Origin of the sequence: Janthinobacterium sp. DSP2-3-3, from assembly GCF_049897325.1 — a bacterium.
Lineage (GTDB): Bacteria > Pseudomonadota > Gammaproteobacteria > Burkholderiales > Burkholderiaceae_D > Janthinobacterium.
The window spans coordinates 1-14,299 of the sequence record NZ_JAFCWA010000026.1; the positions used below are offsets into that span (position 1 = coordinate 1).

Here is a 14,299-nt window from a genome sequence, read left to right on the forward strand (position 1 = left end):
CTGCAAGTCTTCAAGCTGCAACTCCAGTTGTTCGATCTGGTGGTCGAGTTTTTCGGACTTGCGGCCGAATTGCATACGTCGCAGCTTGGCAATTTGCAGTTTCAGATGCTCGATCTCGGAGGCGCGGGTATTCAACTGCGCTTTCAAGCCCGCCACTTCGACCTCACGCGCCCACAGCAATGCCTTCAGGGCATCGATGTCGTTGGGCAGGTCGGCAGGGTTGAAAATGGACCGAGTTTACGCGAGGTACGCGACGTTTACAAGGCCGACGTGGGGCGCCAGGTGCGCTCTGGCCGACGCCAGTCTATGCCTTCGAGCAGCATCGACAGCTGTGCCTGCGTCAGTGCGACACTGCCATCGGCGGCCTGCGGCCAGACGAAGCGGCCGCGCTCAAGCCGCTTGGACAGCAAGCACAGACCATCACCACTCCACCATAGCACCTTGAGCATGTCGCCGCGCCGCCCCCGAAACACGAACACGTGGCCGCTGAACGGGTCTTCGGCCAGCGCCGCCTGCACCTTGACGGCCAGCCCGTTCATGCCTGCACGCATATCGGTGACGCCAGCTGCCAACCATATCCTGGTACCTGCTGGCAAGCCGATCATGGCAGCAGTCGCGCCAGCAACAGTGTCAGCGTCGCCGCATCGACCTGGCCCTCCAGGCGCAGCTGGGCGTGGCCCACGCTGAGCACGATAACGCCGGGTACGGTGCTGGCGACCGGTGCACTTGCGGGCAAGGTGTCGAGCACCGTGACGGCCACCAGCTGGCTTGGCGCATTGCCGCCGGCAAGCGCCCCGTCACCGAAACGCTTGCGCCAACTGAACAACTGATTGGTATTGATCTTGAGCTCACGGGCGATCAGCGAAACGGAGGCGCCATCGACCTGCGTACGTGCCACAGCGGCACGCTTGAATTCATCGCTGTGACGGCGATACGGCCCGCGTTTCGCCCTGGTTGTAACTGGTTGAATTATTGTGTCCATAAATAAATTTGTGGACACAATCAATTTGTGTCCCAAATTCAATCATGGCATCGTGCGGTGCCCAAGGGTAGACGGCGGTGGGCCGACGCTTACACTTCATGCCGGTAGCCAAGGCGCTCCTTGATGGTGCTCATGGCCAGCGCCCGGAAGCCATGGCCGGTCATCTTGCCCTTGTATCCCATGCGTCCAAGCGCCACCAGTATCGTGTTATTGCTGATCGGCTTTTCGTGGTCGCGCTGATTCGGGAACAGGTACCTGCTGCGGCCCGTGATCGCATGCAGTTCACGCAGCAGCTCCAGCGCCTGGCGCGACAGGCATACATGATGGTTGGTCATATCCGGATTGACGGTCAGCTTGCCGCGCTTCATGCGCTGCCATGGAATGATCCACTCGCCGCGCTCCAGGTCAATTTCACTCCAGGGCGTTTCGATCAACTCGCTGGTGCGCACAAAGCACAGCAGCATCAGCCGCAGCGCAATGCGGGTCGGCGCGAACATGCGTGCTTCGTTGCGGTCCAGAATGGCCAGAAACTGCGGTAGTTCGTCAGCGTTGATAGCGGCGAAGTGTCCGGCGCGGACGGTCTTCAACACATCCTTCATATCGGTGACCAGATTACTCTCTGTGAATCCGCATTGAATCGCGTAGCTGAAAATTGACGCACATACCGCTTTCTGGCGATGGGCGATTTCGCTTGCGCCGCGCTCCTCGATCTTGCGCAGTGCAGCGATTACATCGAGGTGCTTGAGTTCATCGATGGGCCTGCGGCCAATGGCCGGGAAGATATCTGCCTCCAGCCGTTGCAGGACGTTCTTGGCGGTGCGCTCGCTCCAGGTCGGCACCTTGTTGGCGTGCCACTCACGGGCAATCTTTTCAAATGTGTTGGCGGCGCGCTCCTTCAATCGCCGCTTGGCGTCATCGCGGTGCTTGCCGGGATCGATCCCTTGCAGAATCAGGCGGCGGGTCTCCAGGCGCTTTTCGCGAGCATGCTGCAGCGTGATTTCCGGATATGGGCCGAATGTCAGCAGGTTGTCCTTGCCGTTGGCCTGTCGGAACTTGAAGCGCCAGATGCGCGAACCGCTTGGTGTCACCTCGATGTACAAGCCGTCGCCATCAAACAGTTTGTACAACTTCTCGCGTGGCTTGGCGTTCCTGATACGAGCGTCAGTCAGCGGAGCAATGATCTTGAGCATGATGCACCTCCACGTCAACGTGTTGAAAGAACACTATAGACAAGATGGTGCAAATTAAAAGAGTAGACGATCAAGGGTATGCCGCCGATTCCACATCACCTACCCTAAAAAAAGCGCGATGCATTGAAATGGGCTGACACGACCTGAGACGCCGAAAAACGAAAAAACCGCTTAGAATCAAGGCTCTAAGCGGTTTTTGAGGGACTTCCTGAGACGTCCTGATCTTACTTAATTACTATCCGTGGCGGAGAGAGGGGGATTCGAACCCCCGATAGAGTATTACCCTATACACGCTTTCCAGGCGTGCGCCTTCAGCCGCTCAGCCATCTCTCCTGAAGGCAATGCGCGCGTCTTGCTTGCTCACATTGTGTACTGCATATCGCTTGTCGCGAAGCCGCAGATTATAGCAAAGATTCTACAGACTGCCAAAGTTATTTACCCGGGGGTAAAAGTTTGGCCAGGCCCGCCGGAAGGATGCGCGCCGGTGGTGCGCACGGCCCTTCCGGAGGCACTGGCCTGTCAATTAAGACGTTTCTTTCAGCTGATCCAGGATGGCCGGATTTTCCAAGGTCGACACGTCTTGCGTGATCGTCTCGCCCTTGGCCAGCACGCGCAGCAGGCGGCGCATGATTTTGCCGGAGCGGGTTTTCGGCAGGTTGTCGCCGAAACGGATTTCCTTCGGTTTGGCAATCGGTCCGATTTCCTTGCCGACCCAGTTGCGCAACTCCAGGGCCAGCTTCTTGGCTTCTTCGCCGGTCGGACGCGCCTGCTTGAGCACCACGAAGGCGCAGATCGATTCGCCTGTCGTGTCGTCCGGACGGCCCACCACGGCCGCTTCGGCCACCAGCGGGTTGGCGACCAGGGCCGATTCGATTTCCATCGTGCCCATGCGGTGGCCCGACACGTTCAGCACGTCATCGATGCGGCCCGTGATCGTAAAGTAGCCGGTGTCCTTGTTGCGGATGGCGCCGTCGCCTGCCAGGTACATCTTGCCGCCCAGCTCTTCCGGGAAGTAGCTGGACTTGAAACGCTCGGGGTTGTTCCAGATCGTGCGGATCATCGATGGCCATGGACGCTTCACCACCAGAATGCCGCCTTGGCCGTTCGGCACGTCCTGGCCCGCCTCGTCAACGATGGCGGCCATGATACCCGGCAATGGCAGGGTGCAAGAACCGGGCACCATCGGCGTGGCGCCAGGCAACGGGGTGATCATGTGGCCACCCGTTTCCGTTTGCCAGAAGGTATCGACGATCGGGCATTTCTCGCCGCCGATGTGCTTGTAGTACCACATCCACGCTTCCGGATTGATCGGCTCGCCAACCGTACCCAGCAGGCGCAGGCTGGTCAGGTCGTAATTCTTCGGATGGACTTTCGGGTCCACGTCGGCCGCCTTGATCAGCGAACGGATGGCCGTAGGTGCCGTGTAGAAGATGCTGACGTTATGCTTCTTGATTGTTTCCCAGAAACGGCCCGCGTTCGGGTAGGTCGGGATGCCTTCGAACACCACTTGCGTGGCGCCCACGGCCATCGGGCCATACGCGATGTAGCTGTGGCCCGTCACCCAGCCGATGTCGGCCGTGCACCAGAACACGTCGTCCGGCTTGATGTCGAAACTCCACTTCATCGTCAGCGCGGCCCACAGCAGGTAACCGCCGCTCGAATGCTGCACGCCCTTCGGCGTGCCCGTCGAACCGGAGGTGTACAAGATAAACAGTGGATGCTCGGCATCGACCCATTCCGGTTCGCATTGCGCGCTCTGGCCTTCGACCAGCTCGTGCAGCCACGTGTCGCGGCCGGCCACCATCGGCAAGTCGCTGCCCGTGCGTTGGTAGACGATGACGTTTTTGACGCAATCGCAGCCGCCCAGCGCCAGCGCTTCGTCGACGATGGATTTCAATGGCAGCTTCTTGCCGCCGCGCAGTTGCTCGTCGCCCGTGATGACGGCCACGGCGCCCGCGTCGATGATGCGTTCCTGCAAGGATTTCGCCGAGAAACCGCCGAAGACCACGGAATGCGTGGCGCCGATGCGTGCGCAGGCTTGCATCGCAGCAACGCCTTCGACGGACATCGACATATAGATGATGACGCGGTCACCTTTGGTAATACCTTTGGCTTTCAAGCCGTTGGCGAACTTGCAGACTTTTTCGTGCAATTCTGTATACGTTGCCTTGGTAACGCTGCCGTCATCCGCTTCGAAGATGATGGCCGTCTTGTCGCCGAGGCCATTTTCAATGTTGCGGTCCAGGCAGTTGTAGGACACGTTCAGCTGGCCGTCTTCGAACCATTTGTAGAATGGGGCGTTGTCTTCGTTCAGGGTGCGGGTGAACGGCTTTTTCCAGCTCAGGTTTTCACGCGCAAGCTTGGCCCAGAAGCCTTCGTAGTCGCGTTCGGCATCCGCCACCATGGCGCGGTAAGCGTCCATGCCGGAAATCGTTGCCTGTGCGGCAAACGCTGCCGACGGTTGAAATACGCGCGACTCTTCCGGTCCCTGCTGCTCAGTGCCCTGCCCTTGGTTCTCTATAGCGGCCATGCTAGTCTCCAGTGTAGTAATTGTTTGCTAACACCATATTCCTGATGTCTTACTGACGCCTTACATGCAGCGTTTTCCTCGATCCATTCTAACCATAATCGCCACAGGCGATGGGCGTCAAGGGCGCGCCGTCCAGCATTCTGGACGGAAAAACTGACAACACGCTAACTACTTGATGCCAATTTGTGTTTCATCAAGGCCAATAATCCAAATCGAGGGCATGCGCAGTGATCAGCAGCAAGTGTAAAATGTCGGGCATACCAAAAATTGGTATTTACCCCCAGGAAACTCCAGATGATCGACCATTCACAAAAACCCAAACATAGCAAACTGCACCCCCTGTCCGCCTTCATCTTCATGTCGCGCTGGCTGCAGCTGCCGCTGTACCTGGGCCTGATCCTCGCCCAATGCGTGTACGTATTTCACTTCTGGGTGGAACTGTCGGACCTGATCGGCGCCGTATTCGGCAATGACGCGGCCCTGCAACACGTGCTGACGGCTGTGGCCGTACCAGGCAGCGCCCTGCCGACCAAGCTCAATGAAGCGACCATCATGCTGGTGGTATTGGGCTTGATCGACGTGGTCATGATCTCGAATCTGTTGATCATGGTCATCATCGGCGGCTACGAAACGTTTGTCTCGCGCATGCACCTCGATGACCACCCGGACCAGCCGGAATGGTTGTCGCATGTCAATGCATCCGTGCTGAAGACGAAATTGGCGATGGCCATCATCGGTATCTCGTCCATCCACCTGCTGAAGACCTTCATCAATGCCAACTCGTACAAGATCGAAGTGATCATCGCGCAAACCGTGATCCATATGGTCTTCATCCTGTCGGCGATGGCGATTGCCTACACGGACCGCATCATGACGGTCACGCAAAACCAGGCACGCCCCCATTGAACCAAAAACCCATGGCTGCCAGCGGCGGTCATGGGCTTTGTCTATCTGATGCAGTAATCAGTAAAGTCTTACCCTTCTTATCCACCGCGAGAACACCATGACTGTCATAAAGCAAGAAGACCTGATCGAATCCGTCGCCGCAGCGTTACAGTACATTAGCTACTACCACCCTGCTGATTACATCGAGCACCTGGCGCGCGCCTACGCGGCCGAGCAAAGCCCGGCGGCAAAAGATGCGATCGCGCAAATCCTGACCAACTCGCGCATGTGCGCGGAAGGCAAGCGTCCAATTTGCCAGGACACGGGTATCGTCAATGTCTTCCTGAAAATCGGCATGGGCGTGCGCTTCGAAGGCTTCTCCGGCACCGTCACCGACGCCGTCAACGAAGGCGTGCGCCGCGCGTACAACTTCGACGACAACAAGCTGCGCGCCTCCATCGTGGCCGACCCGCATTTCGACCGCAAGAACACCAAGGACAACACGCCAGCCGTGGTGCACATGGAACTGGTCGAAGGCAATACCGTCGATGTGAAAGTCGCGGCCAAGGGCGGCGGCTCGGAAAACAAGTCGAAGATGATCATGATGAACCCGTCCGATTCGCTGGTGGACTGGGTCATGAAAACAGTGCCGACCATGGGCGCCGGCTGGTGCCCGCCTGGCATGCTGGGCATCGGCATCGGCGGCACAGCTGAAAAAGCCATGCTGATGGCCAAGGAAGTGTTGATGGAAGACATCGACATGTTTGAGCTGAAACAACGCGGCCCGCAAAACAAGCTGGAAGAATTGCGTATCGAACTGTGCGACAAGATCAACTCGCTGGGCATCGGCGCGCAAGGCCTGGGCGGCTTGACGACCGTGCTCGACGTGAAAATCATGATGCACCCGACGCACGCCGCGTCGAAACCTGTCGCCATGATCCCGAACTGCGCCGCCACGCGCCACGGCCACTTCGTGCTCGATGGCTCCGGCCCTGCCTACATGACGCCGCCATCGCTGTCGTCGTGGCCGGAAGTGCACTGGACGCCGGACACGGAAAAATCCAAGCGCGTCGACCTGAACACCCTGACGAAGGAAGAAGTCGCTTCGTGGACGCCGGGCCAGACCTTGCTGTTGAACGGCAAGATGCTGACGGGCCGCGACGCCGCGCACAAGCGCATCCAGGACATGCTGGCCCGCGGCGAAGAATTGCCAGTCGACTTCAAGAACCGCGTGATCTACTACGTCGGCCCGGTCGACCCTGTGCGCGACGAAGCCGTCGGCCCGGCCGGTCCGACGACCGCCACGCGCATGGACAAGTTCACCGACATGATGCTGGAAAAAACGGGCTTGATCGCCATGATCGGCAAGGCCGAGCGCGGCCCTGTCGCCATCGAATCGATCCAGCGGCACCAGTCGGCCTACCTGATGGCTGTCGGCGGCGCCGCTTATCTGGTGTCGAAAGCCATCAAGCACGCCAAGGTGCTGGGCTTTGCCGACATGGGCATGGAAGCGATCTACGAATTCGACGTCGTCGACATGCCGGTGACGGTGGCCGTGGATGCGAAAGGCACCTCGGTGCACAACACGGGGCCGAAAGAATGGCAAGCGAAGATCGAGCAACTCAATAGCGTTAGCAAGATTCCCGTGACGATCGCTTAAACAAGCACTACCATAGACGCCGCGCGGCAACATCAGCGCGGCGTTTTTTATCCTCAACGGTTCCCTATGACTTTTACAGCAAGCACTGCCCGCCCGGACGCCCCCATCGGCATTTTTGACTCCGGCGTGGGCGGCCTGTCGGTGCTGCGCCATATCCGCGCGCAGCTGCCGCAGGAAGACCTGATTTACTTTGCCGATTCCGCCCATGCGCCATATGGCGACAAGACGGAACAACAGGTGATCGACCGCTCACTGGCCGTTGCCAGCTATCTGCTGCTGCAAGGCGCCAAAGCGCTGGTAGTGGCGTGCAACACGGCCACCATCGCCGCCATCAAGGCGCTGCGCGCGCGCTATCCCGACCTGCCCATCGTCGGCGTCGAACCAGGTTTGAAACCGGCAGCCGCCATCAGCCGCAATGGCAAGATCGGCGTGCTGGCCACCGAGCGCGCCTTGCGCGGCGACAAGCTGCTAGCCCTGCGCGAACAGGTGAGCGCCGCCACCGGCGCCACGTTCATCTTGCAACCCTGCATCGGCCTGGCCGACCGCATCGAGCAGTGCGAACTGGGCCATGACCCGCTGGACGCCACCAGCGCCATGCTGGAACGCTATATCGCGCCCCTGCTGGAGCTAGGCGTCGACACCCTGGTGCTCGGTTGCACGCACTACCCCTTCGTGCAGGACGCCATAGCACGCACGGTGCGCGCGCATACGCAGGAACAGATCACCCTGGTCGACACCGGCGACGCCGTGGCGCGCCAGCTGGCCCGCTTGCTGGACGCTGCAAGCTTGCGCCGCACCAACAACGACGCACCGCGACTGCAGGGCTACACGACCGCCAGTGTCGAAGCATTGGCGCAAGCCTTCGCCGGTTTGCTGGACTTGCAGCCGCCCGTCGAACACCTGTCCGTGTGAGTGGTGTGAGTAATAGCGACCGTTTTCATGCAATCTTTCGATTCTTTAAAAAAGACTGCATTTAGATTTGCCACTTCGCCGAGTTCTTTGTATAATTCGGCACCTGTTCAGCAAAACAGCTAAACAGGCAAGTAAGACAGTGGTGGCTGTAGCTCAGTTGGTAGAGTCCAGGATTGTGATTCCTGTTGTCGTGGGTTCGAGCCCCATCAGCCACCCCACAGAATAAGTAGGAAAATCAAAGGGTTACACGCTTCGGCTTGTAACCCTTTTTTTGCATTTTCCAACGGTTTTTTAAATTTTCCAACGCACCGGCATCGGCTGGGCCATCAAGGTTACGTGCGATGCTAACATCTACGCGTGATACACTCCTCGAAAGAACCGATGCGGACACTGTTTGCATTGCACAATTCACGTTCTAGCGTGCGTTGTAAGCTGGCTCAATCAGGCCACGCCGATCCTTATCGTATCAACCATGTTTATCTGCAGACAATTTGGGCCAGCATTTTTCTCGCCGCCCGCAACTGCACACTAGGCCATAGGGGCACTGGCCACACCATCTTAATCGGCGAAAACAGTTTTTCCTTCACAGCCCGCTACGGCACGCCCAACGGCTACCAGCACCAGGGTTGCTCCCTGCAACTGAACTATGGGGGCGAAGCGACGGGCTGCTAACCTTCCCAAGTTATAATTTCCTAGCAATACGATTGAACAAAATTTAAAAATAGGAGATTTATGCAACACTGTGAACAATTATGCTTGGAACTCAACCTTGCAAAAGAACAATGTGAATTAATTAGAACAGCTAAGTCATTAATTGATATTGAATCACATTGGAAGAAATATCTTCATCACATAGAGCGTGTATGGACAAAATCCCTATCACATTACAGCAAAAGTCCAAAATGAAACGGTTGGCAAGGAAGCTATCTAAAACTTCGCACCAAAGATGAATTACTTAGCTACCTTATTAACGCACGCGGATCTGATGAACATACCATAGCTGAAATTGTGAGCAAAGAACCCGGGTTCATGGCACTCAACCCTGTCAGACATGGCGCACCATTATTAATCAAAGAAATTATTTTTGATGCTCACGGAAATATAACCAAGGCTGAGTTTGGTAGTGATGTGCATATCACCTCCAGGCCTTCACGTGTCAGATTACTGGAAGTAACTAACCGTGGAAGAACTTATCCCGCACCTGCACAGCATCTTGGGAAGAGCGTAAATCCTGACAATATAATTGAAATAGCAAATTTAGGAATAGATTTTTATGAGGATTTCCTAAATAAAGCTGATAATTTTTTTATTAAGTAAGTATTATTATTTTTCAACATTAAAAATAAAGCGCCATTATTTCTACTCGGCGATTATTTTGGCAACGTAATAATGTCACATGAAGCACGATGCGAAGAAAACAACGCATTTACTTAAGCCAGTGCAGACGTCTGCACTGGCTCATTGAATCAATATCTAGAATAGCCCTGCAGGCTCAGCCGCCCTATCCCAGCTGTAGATAATCAGCTCTTTGCGCTCAACCGCCCTGCTGCCACCACCAACGTTGTACTGAATGCCGGTCGTGTCCATCTGGAAGCGCGCAAAAACGCGCCGGATATCCGGGTGATCGTTAAGGCTCAAGATGGCCTTGCCCTTCAGTCTGGCCATCAGCTCGGCCATCTTCTCGTACTGAGCGAATTCAAATTCAACGCCGTAGCCAGCCGTCTCCCAATATGGCGGGTCCAGGTAAAACAATGTGTGCGGCCGGTCGTAACGCTCCATGCACTTGTACCAGTCCAGGTTCTCGATGTAGGCGCCGGACAGACGCAGGTGCGCGGCCGACAGATTCTCTTCGATGCGCAGCAGGTTGAGCGGCGGCGCGGTTGTCGCAGTGCCCCACGATTGCCCCTCGACCTTGCCGCCGAAGGCATGCTGCTGCAGGTAGAAGAAGCGCGCCGCGCGCTGCAGGTCTGTCAGGGTGTGCGGCGGCGTGTCCTGCAGCCACTTGAACACCTCGCGGCTCGACAGCGCCCATTTGAACTGGCGCACGAATTCCTCCAGGTGGCACTTTACAACCCGATATAAGTTGATCAGTTCGCCGTTCACGTCGTTCAGCACCTCGACCTCGGCCGGGGGCCGCATAAAGTAAAGCGCGGCGCCGCCGTCGAAGACTTCGACATAGCAGGTGTGCGGTAGAAATTGCGGGATGATTTGGTCGGCTGGCGTCGTTTGCCACCGATGCATTGGATGATGTGAACGATCAGTAGTTGCTGAGACAATACAGCAAGTACAAGACGATGGCGTGCCGCAGGCGGCTTAGTTGTGCCGACGACCTGCAGTAGGCCGCGGCGCTTGTAAGGACGACATCGCGCAACCGCGCGTTACATTACTTAGACTTTAGACGTGCCAAGACTTTCGCAGCCTCATTAGCCACCAGTGCATTCCCCGCCGAAGTAAAATGTACACCATCTATTAACAGACTCTTGTCGTCAATATCTGGGAATAATTTATCGAGCTCTATAATTTCATCATAGGCCAAAGAATTAGCGCGGATCAGCGCGTTCAATTCAAGCCTGACTTTTTCATTATTGTGGCTTGAGGAATGCATTGTAAATGCAATAACCTTGAAACCATCAATATGAGCTTGGGTCCATTCCTTCTTAAGGTTTGCAAGTATTTCTTCTGCAGACAGCGAAGTTGCGAGTAGATCGTTAGTACCAGCACAGAAAAAGAGAACGCCATAGCTGGTGACTATCGGACGATAAGCATAAACTCCAGCCATGTAACGTGCGTTAATTTGAGCAGTAGTAGTGCCAGGAACAGCATTCACATATCGCCGGACCGACGCATCCAAAGCCCCCGCAATCGAGGTTGGCCAGTAGTTTATACTGGTAACTGATGCGAGGCTATCTCCCTCAAAGATCACTACATCAAGTGGCGCGACTGGAATCACGGGCGTGGTCGGTGGAACCACTGGGATCACAGGCGTCGTCGGTGGAACCACTGGGATCACAGGCGTCGTCGGTGGAACCACTGGAATCACGGGCGTTGTCGGCGGAACTTCCGGAACTGGCGGCGATACTTGAGTGGGAGGAGTTTGACTTTCATTGCCACCACCGCCTCCGCATGCAACGAGAACCACTGAAATAGCTGCTAACTCACCAAATTTCCTGATTACCTTTAAATTTCCATAATTCATTTTCTCGACCCAAACACAGTTAAAATTGCAAAAAAACATAAAATTCAAGAAATTTTATAATGTTTTATTTGACCTGAGAAAATATTGAGTAAATCAAACAATACATTCATCACGGCAACTTACCTCAATTTTAACATCCAATGTATCTGATCGAGCGTACAACAAACGGTGTCGATTAGCAGCAGCAGCAGCAGCAGCAGCAGCAGAGCGTCTACCTGCAACTGAACGGCAGCAGATGGTGGCCAGTGCAGATGTCTGCACTGGCCACCATCTGCCAAAAATGCATTAGAACAGTCCTGCTGGCTCCAACGCCCTATCCCAACTGTAAATAATCAACTCTTTCCGTTCTACGGCTCTCCCGCCGCCGCCGACGTTATACTGGATCCCAGTTGTATCCATCTGGAAACGGGCGAATACTCGCCGAATATCCGGGTGATCGTTCAGACTCAAGATAGCCTTGCCCTTCAGCCGGGCCATCAGCTCGGCCATCTTCTCATACTGAGCGAATTCAAATTCCACGCCATATCCTGCCGTCTCCCAGTACGGAGGGTCCAGATAAAACAGCGTGTGCGGCCGGTCATAGCGCTCCATGCACTTGTACCAGTCCAGGTTCTCGATGTAGGCATTCGATAGGCGTAGATGCGCCGCTGATAGATTCTCCTCGATGCGCAGCAAGTTGATTGGCGGTGCAGTTGTGGCCGTGCCCCAGGTCTGCCCATCGACTTTCCCGACGAAGGCATGCTGCTGCAGGTAGAAGAAGCGGGCCGCACGCTGCAGATCCGTCAGGGTATGCGGCGGCGTCTCCTGCAGCCACTTGAACACCTCGCGGCTCGACAGCGCCCACTTGAACTGGCGCACGAATTCCTCCAGGTGATTCTTGACGACATGGTACAGGTTGATCAGCTCGCCGTTGACGTCGTTGAGCACTTCCACCTCGGCCGGCGGCCGCATGAAGTACAGCGCGGCGCCACCGGCGAAAACCTCGACGTAGCAGGAATGCGGCGGAAATTGCGGGATGATACGGTCGGCCAGGCGTCGTTTGCCGCCTATCCAGGGGATGATGGGTAATGCCAAAATGTGTACCTCCTAGTGGTAGAGTTGAATTCCTCCCATGAGGCAATCCAAGCCTACTCACCAGGTGCCACCGGCTGATTGCTGCTGTTAGCGCAGTGACAATCAGCCATCCCTCTATAGCGTCATGCCATTTTCACGCACGAATGCCTGGCATGCGCGGCCCGTCGCGGCAACTTCCTCCGTTTGCAGGATCAAGGCTTGAATATCTCGCGCCACCGCGTCAGGAAGTAACCCGCCAGCGGGATCGGCTGCAGCGCTTCCTTCGGCGCCACTGGCACCGGCCGGGGCGGCAGGTTCAGCACTTGCACAGAAGGCGGGCTTGCGCATGCGCTCAGCAGTAGCGAGGCGAGCGAGCACATCGTTGATTTCATCATCGTAGGCTTTCTTGATGGCCAGCGCACTGGCGGCCTGTTGCCTGGCTTGCGCCAGATTCTCGGCGGCCCGCTGCGCCACCGCTTTAATTTCCGCCGCCGCACGGATCTGCTTGTCGGTATCCCACAGCGCCTGCACGGCCGCGAGGCCCTGGGCGACGCCCTGCGCTCGCTGGTACAGCATGCCGGCGCCGGCCAGCACACATACCAGCACGGCGCCGTACAGCCAGCCAGGCACCATGCTCGCCAGCTTGGCCGGCGCGATCACACCAGCACCTTGCGAGCTTCCCGGTACAAGGCCAGGCGCTCGGCCATGCCATTCACGCCACCGTTGATGCGGCGTGTCACCCGTTCCTGGTCGCCAGCGTCAGCTAGGGCATTCAGGCCGCGCGTCTGCCAGAACCAGCCGGCCGAGCGGCAGGCGTTGATGCTCTGCTCCAGCAGCTCGGGCTGGGCCAGCAGGTCCAGGTCCAGGGCCTTGCCGCAGGCGGCATAGTTGGCGCGGCCGGTCACCTGCAGCAGGCCGCGCCCACGAAAGCGCACGCCGTCGCCGCGTTGCGAGTTGCCCAGGTCAGCGCGCCCTTCGTAGGCCTGGCCGCTGCCCAGCTCACGCACATAGCGCAGCTGGGCAGACTCGTGCCCGACCTGGGACAGGAACGACGCCTGGCGCGTCAGCGTTGTGATTCCGAATTCCACCATGGCCGCGTTCAGCGGCACCAGGAAGGTCTCCGCGCGTGCGCGTGCCAGCGGCATGATCGCCACCAGCTGGGCCAGCGTGACGGCGCTCACAGGCCACCCCGCACATCCTTGACGACGGCGGCCGCGTCGCGTGCCAGCTCACCGATGTCCTTGTCGCGGCGCTTGTCGAGCCAGCGTACCGTGGCGCCCAGCACCCACCAGGCGGGCAAGCCGGCGGCTACCATCAGCGGCGCGGCGATAAACAGAAAGCCCAGTGCCGGGTCGCTGTCATACAGCACCGCCACATCCTTTGCGTTATCGAACAAGGTCGGCCACCAAGAGCGCACAGCGACGACCAGGGCGGGACCGAACAGGATGGACGAAAGCGTGGATACGAAAAAACGTGTGAACGCCTCCTTTTTGTTTTTTGGCCACATGAACATGAATCCCAGTGAGGTTGCGGCAGCGCCGGCCAGGACCGGGATACCAAAAAATTTAATCAGTGCGCCGCCAGCGGCGGTTGTTTCAATGGCCATGAATGCCTTTCAGGTGGTGGAGATGAAAAAACCCGCCGAAGCGGGTTATGGGAGCGTGCTGTGGTTAGATAGCTGCTGGGTCGAAAGCCTCACGAATAATCGGCGCCGCAGCAGAGATAATTTCCGCGTAAGTGGCTTTCATCGCAGCAGTCAGGCCATCAAGATCTGAGGTACCCTGACTTTTTCGGACACTCTTGTTTGGCAAACTTCACCAACTGGAGAACATATGAAACGCTCAACAACATACACGCCAGAGCTTCGAGAAGAAGCAGTAAAGCTGGTCTT

At 57.0% G+C, this 14,299-nt stretch carries 15 protein-coding genes, 2 tRNA genes and 1 pseudogene; 6 read left to right on the top strand and 12 right to left on the bottom strand.

Annotated features, from left to right (window positions below):
• The 6 genes from ACP7DE_RS27695 to acs all read right to left on the bottom strand — a co-directional run.
• Positions 1–228 (bottom strand): transposase domain-containing protein (locus ACP7DE_RS27695; protein ID WP_426075140.1); only part of this gene is annotated, 228 nt, incomplete at its 3' end.
• A 29-nt stretch (positions 229–257) separates the two neighbouring features.
• On the bottom strand, positions 258–605 hold the full coding sequence (gene tnpB, locus ACP7DE_RS27700) for an IS66 family insertion sequence element accessory protein TnpB (protein WP_426075125.1): 348 nt from the start codon (positions 603–605) through the stop codon (positions 258–260).
• On the bottom strand, positions 602–982 hold the full coding sequence (locus ACP7DE_RS27705; protein ID WP_426075126.1) for a transposase: 381 nt from the start codon (positions 980–982) through the stop codon (positions 602–604). Before ACP7DE_RS27705 ends, tnpB begins: the two co-directional genes overlap by 4 nt.
• A gap of 89 nt (positions 983–1,071) precedes the next feature.
• Positions 1,072–2,172, bottom strand: coding sequence for a tyrosine-type recombinase/integrase (locus tag ACP7DE_RS27710; protein WP_426075127.1), 1,101 nt, complete (start codon positions 2,170–2,172; stop codon positions 1,072–1,074).
• Between the two features lie 242 nt (positions 2,173–2,414).
• Positions 2,415–2,505 (bottom strand) — tRNA-Ser (locus ACP7DE_RS27715).
• A gap of 190 nt (positions 2,506–2,695) precedes the next feature.
• A complete protein-coding gene (acs, locus tag ACP7DE_RS27720) occupies positions 2,696–4,702 on the bottom strand; it encodes an acetate--CoA ligase (RefSeq protein WP_426075128.1) in 2,007 nt (668 codons plus the stop codon).
• A 294-nt stretch (positions 4,703–4,996) separates the two neighbouring features.
• On the opposite strand from acs, the gene ACP7DE_RS27725 reads away from it, so the two are divergent.
• The 5 genes from ACP7DE_RS27725 to ACP7DE_RS27745 all read left to right on the top strand — a co-directional run bounded on the left by ACP7DE_RS27725 (position 4,997) and on the right by ACP7DE_RS27745 (position 9,476).
• Positions 4,997–5,608 (top strand): YqhA family protein, encoded by a 612-nt coding sequence (locus tag ACP7DE_RS27725; RefSeq protein ID WP_426075129.1) that lies wholly within the window; start codon positions 4,997–4,999, stop codon positions 5,606–5,608.
• Between the two features lie 97 nt (positions 5,609–5,705).
• Entirely contained in the window at positions 5,706–7,247 is a 1,542-nt protein-coding gene (locus tag ACP7DE_RS27730; protein ID WP_426075130.1) for a fumarate hydratase, read from the top strand.
• A gap of 66 nt (positions 7,248–7,313) precedes the next feature.
• Positions 7,314–8,159: a glutamate racemase gene (gene murI, locus ACP7DE_RS27735; RefSeq protein ID WP_426075131.1), complete on the top strand. Its 846-nt coding sequence runs from the start codon at positions 7,314–7,316 to the stop codon at positions 8,157–8,159.
• 142 nt (positions 8,160–8,301) lie between these two features.
• Positions 8,302–8,377, top strand: a tRNA-His gene (locus tag ACP7DE_RS27740).
• An 811-nt stretch (positions 8,378–9,188) separates the two neighbouring features.
• A complete protein-coding gene (locus ACP7DE_RS27745; protein ID WP_426075132.1) occupies positions 9,189–9,476 on the top strand; it encodes a hypothetical protein in 288 nt (95 codons plus the stop codon).
• 156 nt (positions 9,477–9,632) lie between these two features.
• Here the strand turns inward: ACP7DE_RS27745 and ACP7DE_RS27750 are convergent.
• From ACP7DE_RS27750 to ACP7DE_RS27775, 6 genes and pseudogenes are all read right to left on the bottom strand, one after another.
• Positions 9,633–10,420: pseudogene (locus ACP7DE_RS27750) on the bottom strand (DNA adenine methylase).
• 122 nt (positions 10,421–10,542) lie between these two features.
• On the bottom strand, positions 10,543–11,394 hold the full coding sequence (locus ACP7DE_RS27755) for an SGNH/GDSL hydrolase family protein (protein ID WP_426075141.1): 852 nt from the start codon (positions 11,392–11,394) through the stop codon (positions 10,543–10,545).
• A gap of 246 nt (positions 11,395–11,640) precedes the next feature.
• The gene (locus ACP7DE_RS27760) at positions 11,641–12,429 is read right to left on the bottom strand and encodes a DNA adenine methylase (RefSeq protein WP_426075133.1); all 789 of its coding nucleotides are present in this window, start codon (positions 12,427–12,429) and stop codon (positions 11,641–11,643) included.
• Positions 12,430–12,543: 114 nt separating this feature from the next.
• Positions 12,544–13,068: a hypothetical protein gene (locus ACP7DE_RS27765; RefSeq protein ID WP_426075135.1), complete on the bottom strand. Its 525-nt coding sequence runs from the start codon at positions 13,066–13,068 to the stop codon at positions 12,544–12,546.
• Positions 13,065–13,589, bottom strand: coding sequence for a glycoside hydrolase family 19 protein (locus ACP7DE_RS27770; protein WP_426075136.1), 525 nt, complete (start codon positions 13,587–13,589; stop codon positions 13,065–13,067). Before ACP7DE_RS27770 ends, ACP7DE_RS27765 begins: the two co-directional genes overlap by 4 nt.
• On the bottom strand, positions 13,586–13,804 hold the full coding sequence (locus ACP7DE_RS27775; RefSeq protein WP_426075137.1) for a hypothetical protein: 219 nt from the start codon (positions 13,802–13,804) through the stop codon (positions 13,586–13,588). Before ACP7DE_RS27775 ends, ACP7DE_RS27770 begins: the two co-directional genes overlap by 4 nt.
• Positions 13,805–13,865: 61 nt before the next feature.
• Here ACP7DE_RS27775 and ACP7DE_RS27780 point away from each other — a divergent pair, with 61 nt between their 5' ends.
• Positions 13,866–14,183: a hypothetical protein gene (locus ACP7DE_RS27780; protein ID WP_426075139.1), complete on the top strand. Its 318-nt coding sequence runs from the start codon at positions 13,866–13,868 to the stop codon at positions 14,181–14,183.
• Positions 14,184–14,299: the final 116 nt, after the last annotated feature.

Excerpts from the sequence above, each read along its gene's own strand:
- ACP7DE_RS27705 (WP_426075126.1), bottom strand. The coding sequence starts at position 982 with ATGGACACAATAATTCAACCAGTTACAACCAGGGCGAAACGCGGGCCG.
- tnpB (WP_426075125.1), bottom strand. The coding sequence starts at position 605 with ATGATCGGCTTGCCAGCAGGTACCAGGATATGGTTGGCAGCTGGCGTC.
- murI (WP_426075131.1), top strand. The coding sequence starts at position 7,314 with ATGACTTTTACAGCAAGCACTGCCCGCCCGGACGCCCCCATCGGCATT.
- ACP7DE_RS27730 (WP_426075130.1), top strand. The coding sequence starts at position 5,706 with ATGACTGTCATAAAGCAAGAAGACCTGATCGAATCCGTCGCCGCAGCG.
- ACP7DE_RS27725 (WP_426075129.1), top strand. The coding sequence starts at position 4,997 with ATGATCGACCATTCACAAAAACCCAAACATAGCAAACTGCACCCCCTG.
- ACP7DE_RS27710 (WP_426075127.1), bottom strand. The coding sequence starts at position 2,172 with ATGCTCAAGATCATTGCTCCGCTGACTGACGCTCGTATCAGGAACGCC.
- ACP7DE_RS27755 (WP_426075141.1), bottom strand. The coding sequence starts at position 11,394 with ATGTTTTTTTGCAATTTTAACTGTGTTTGGGTCGAGAAAATGAATTAT.
- acs (WP_426075128.1), bottom strand. The coding sequence starts at position 4,702 with ATGGCCGCTATAGAGAACCAAGGGCAGGGCACTGAGCAGCAGGGACCG.
- ACP7DE_RS27745 (WP_426075132.1), top strand. The coding sequence starts at position 9,189 with ATGGCACTCAACCCTGTCAGACATGGCGCACCATTATTAATCAAAGAA.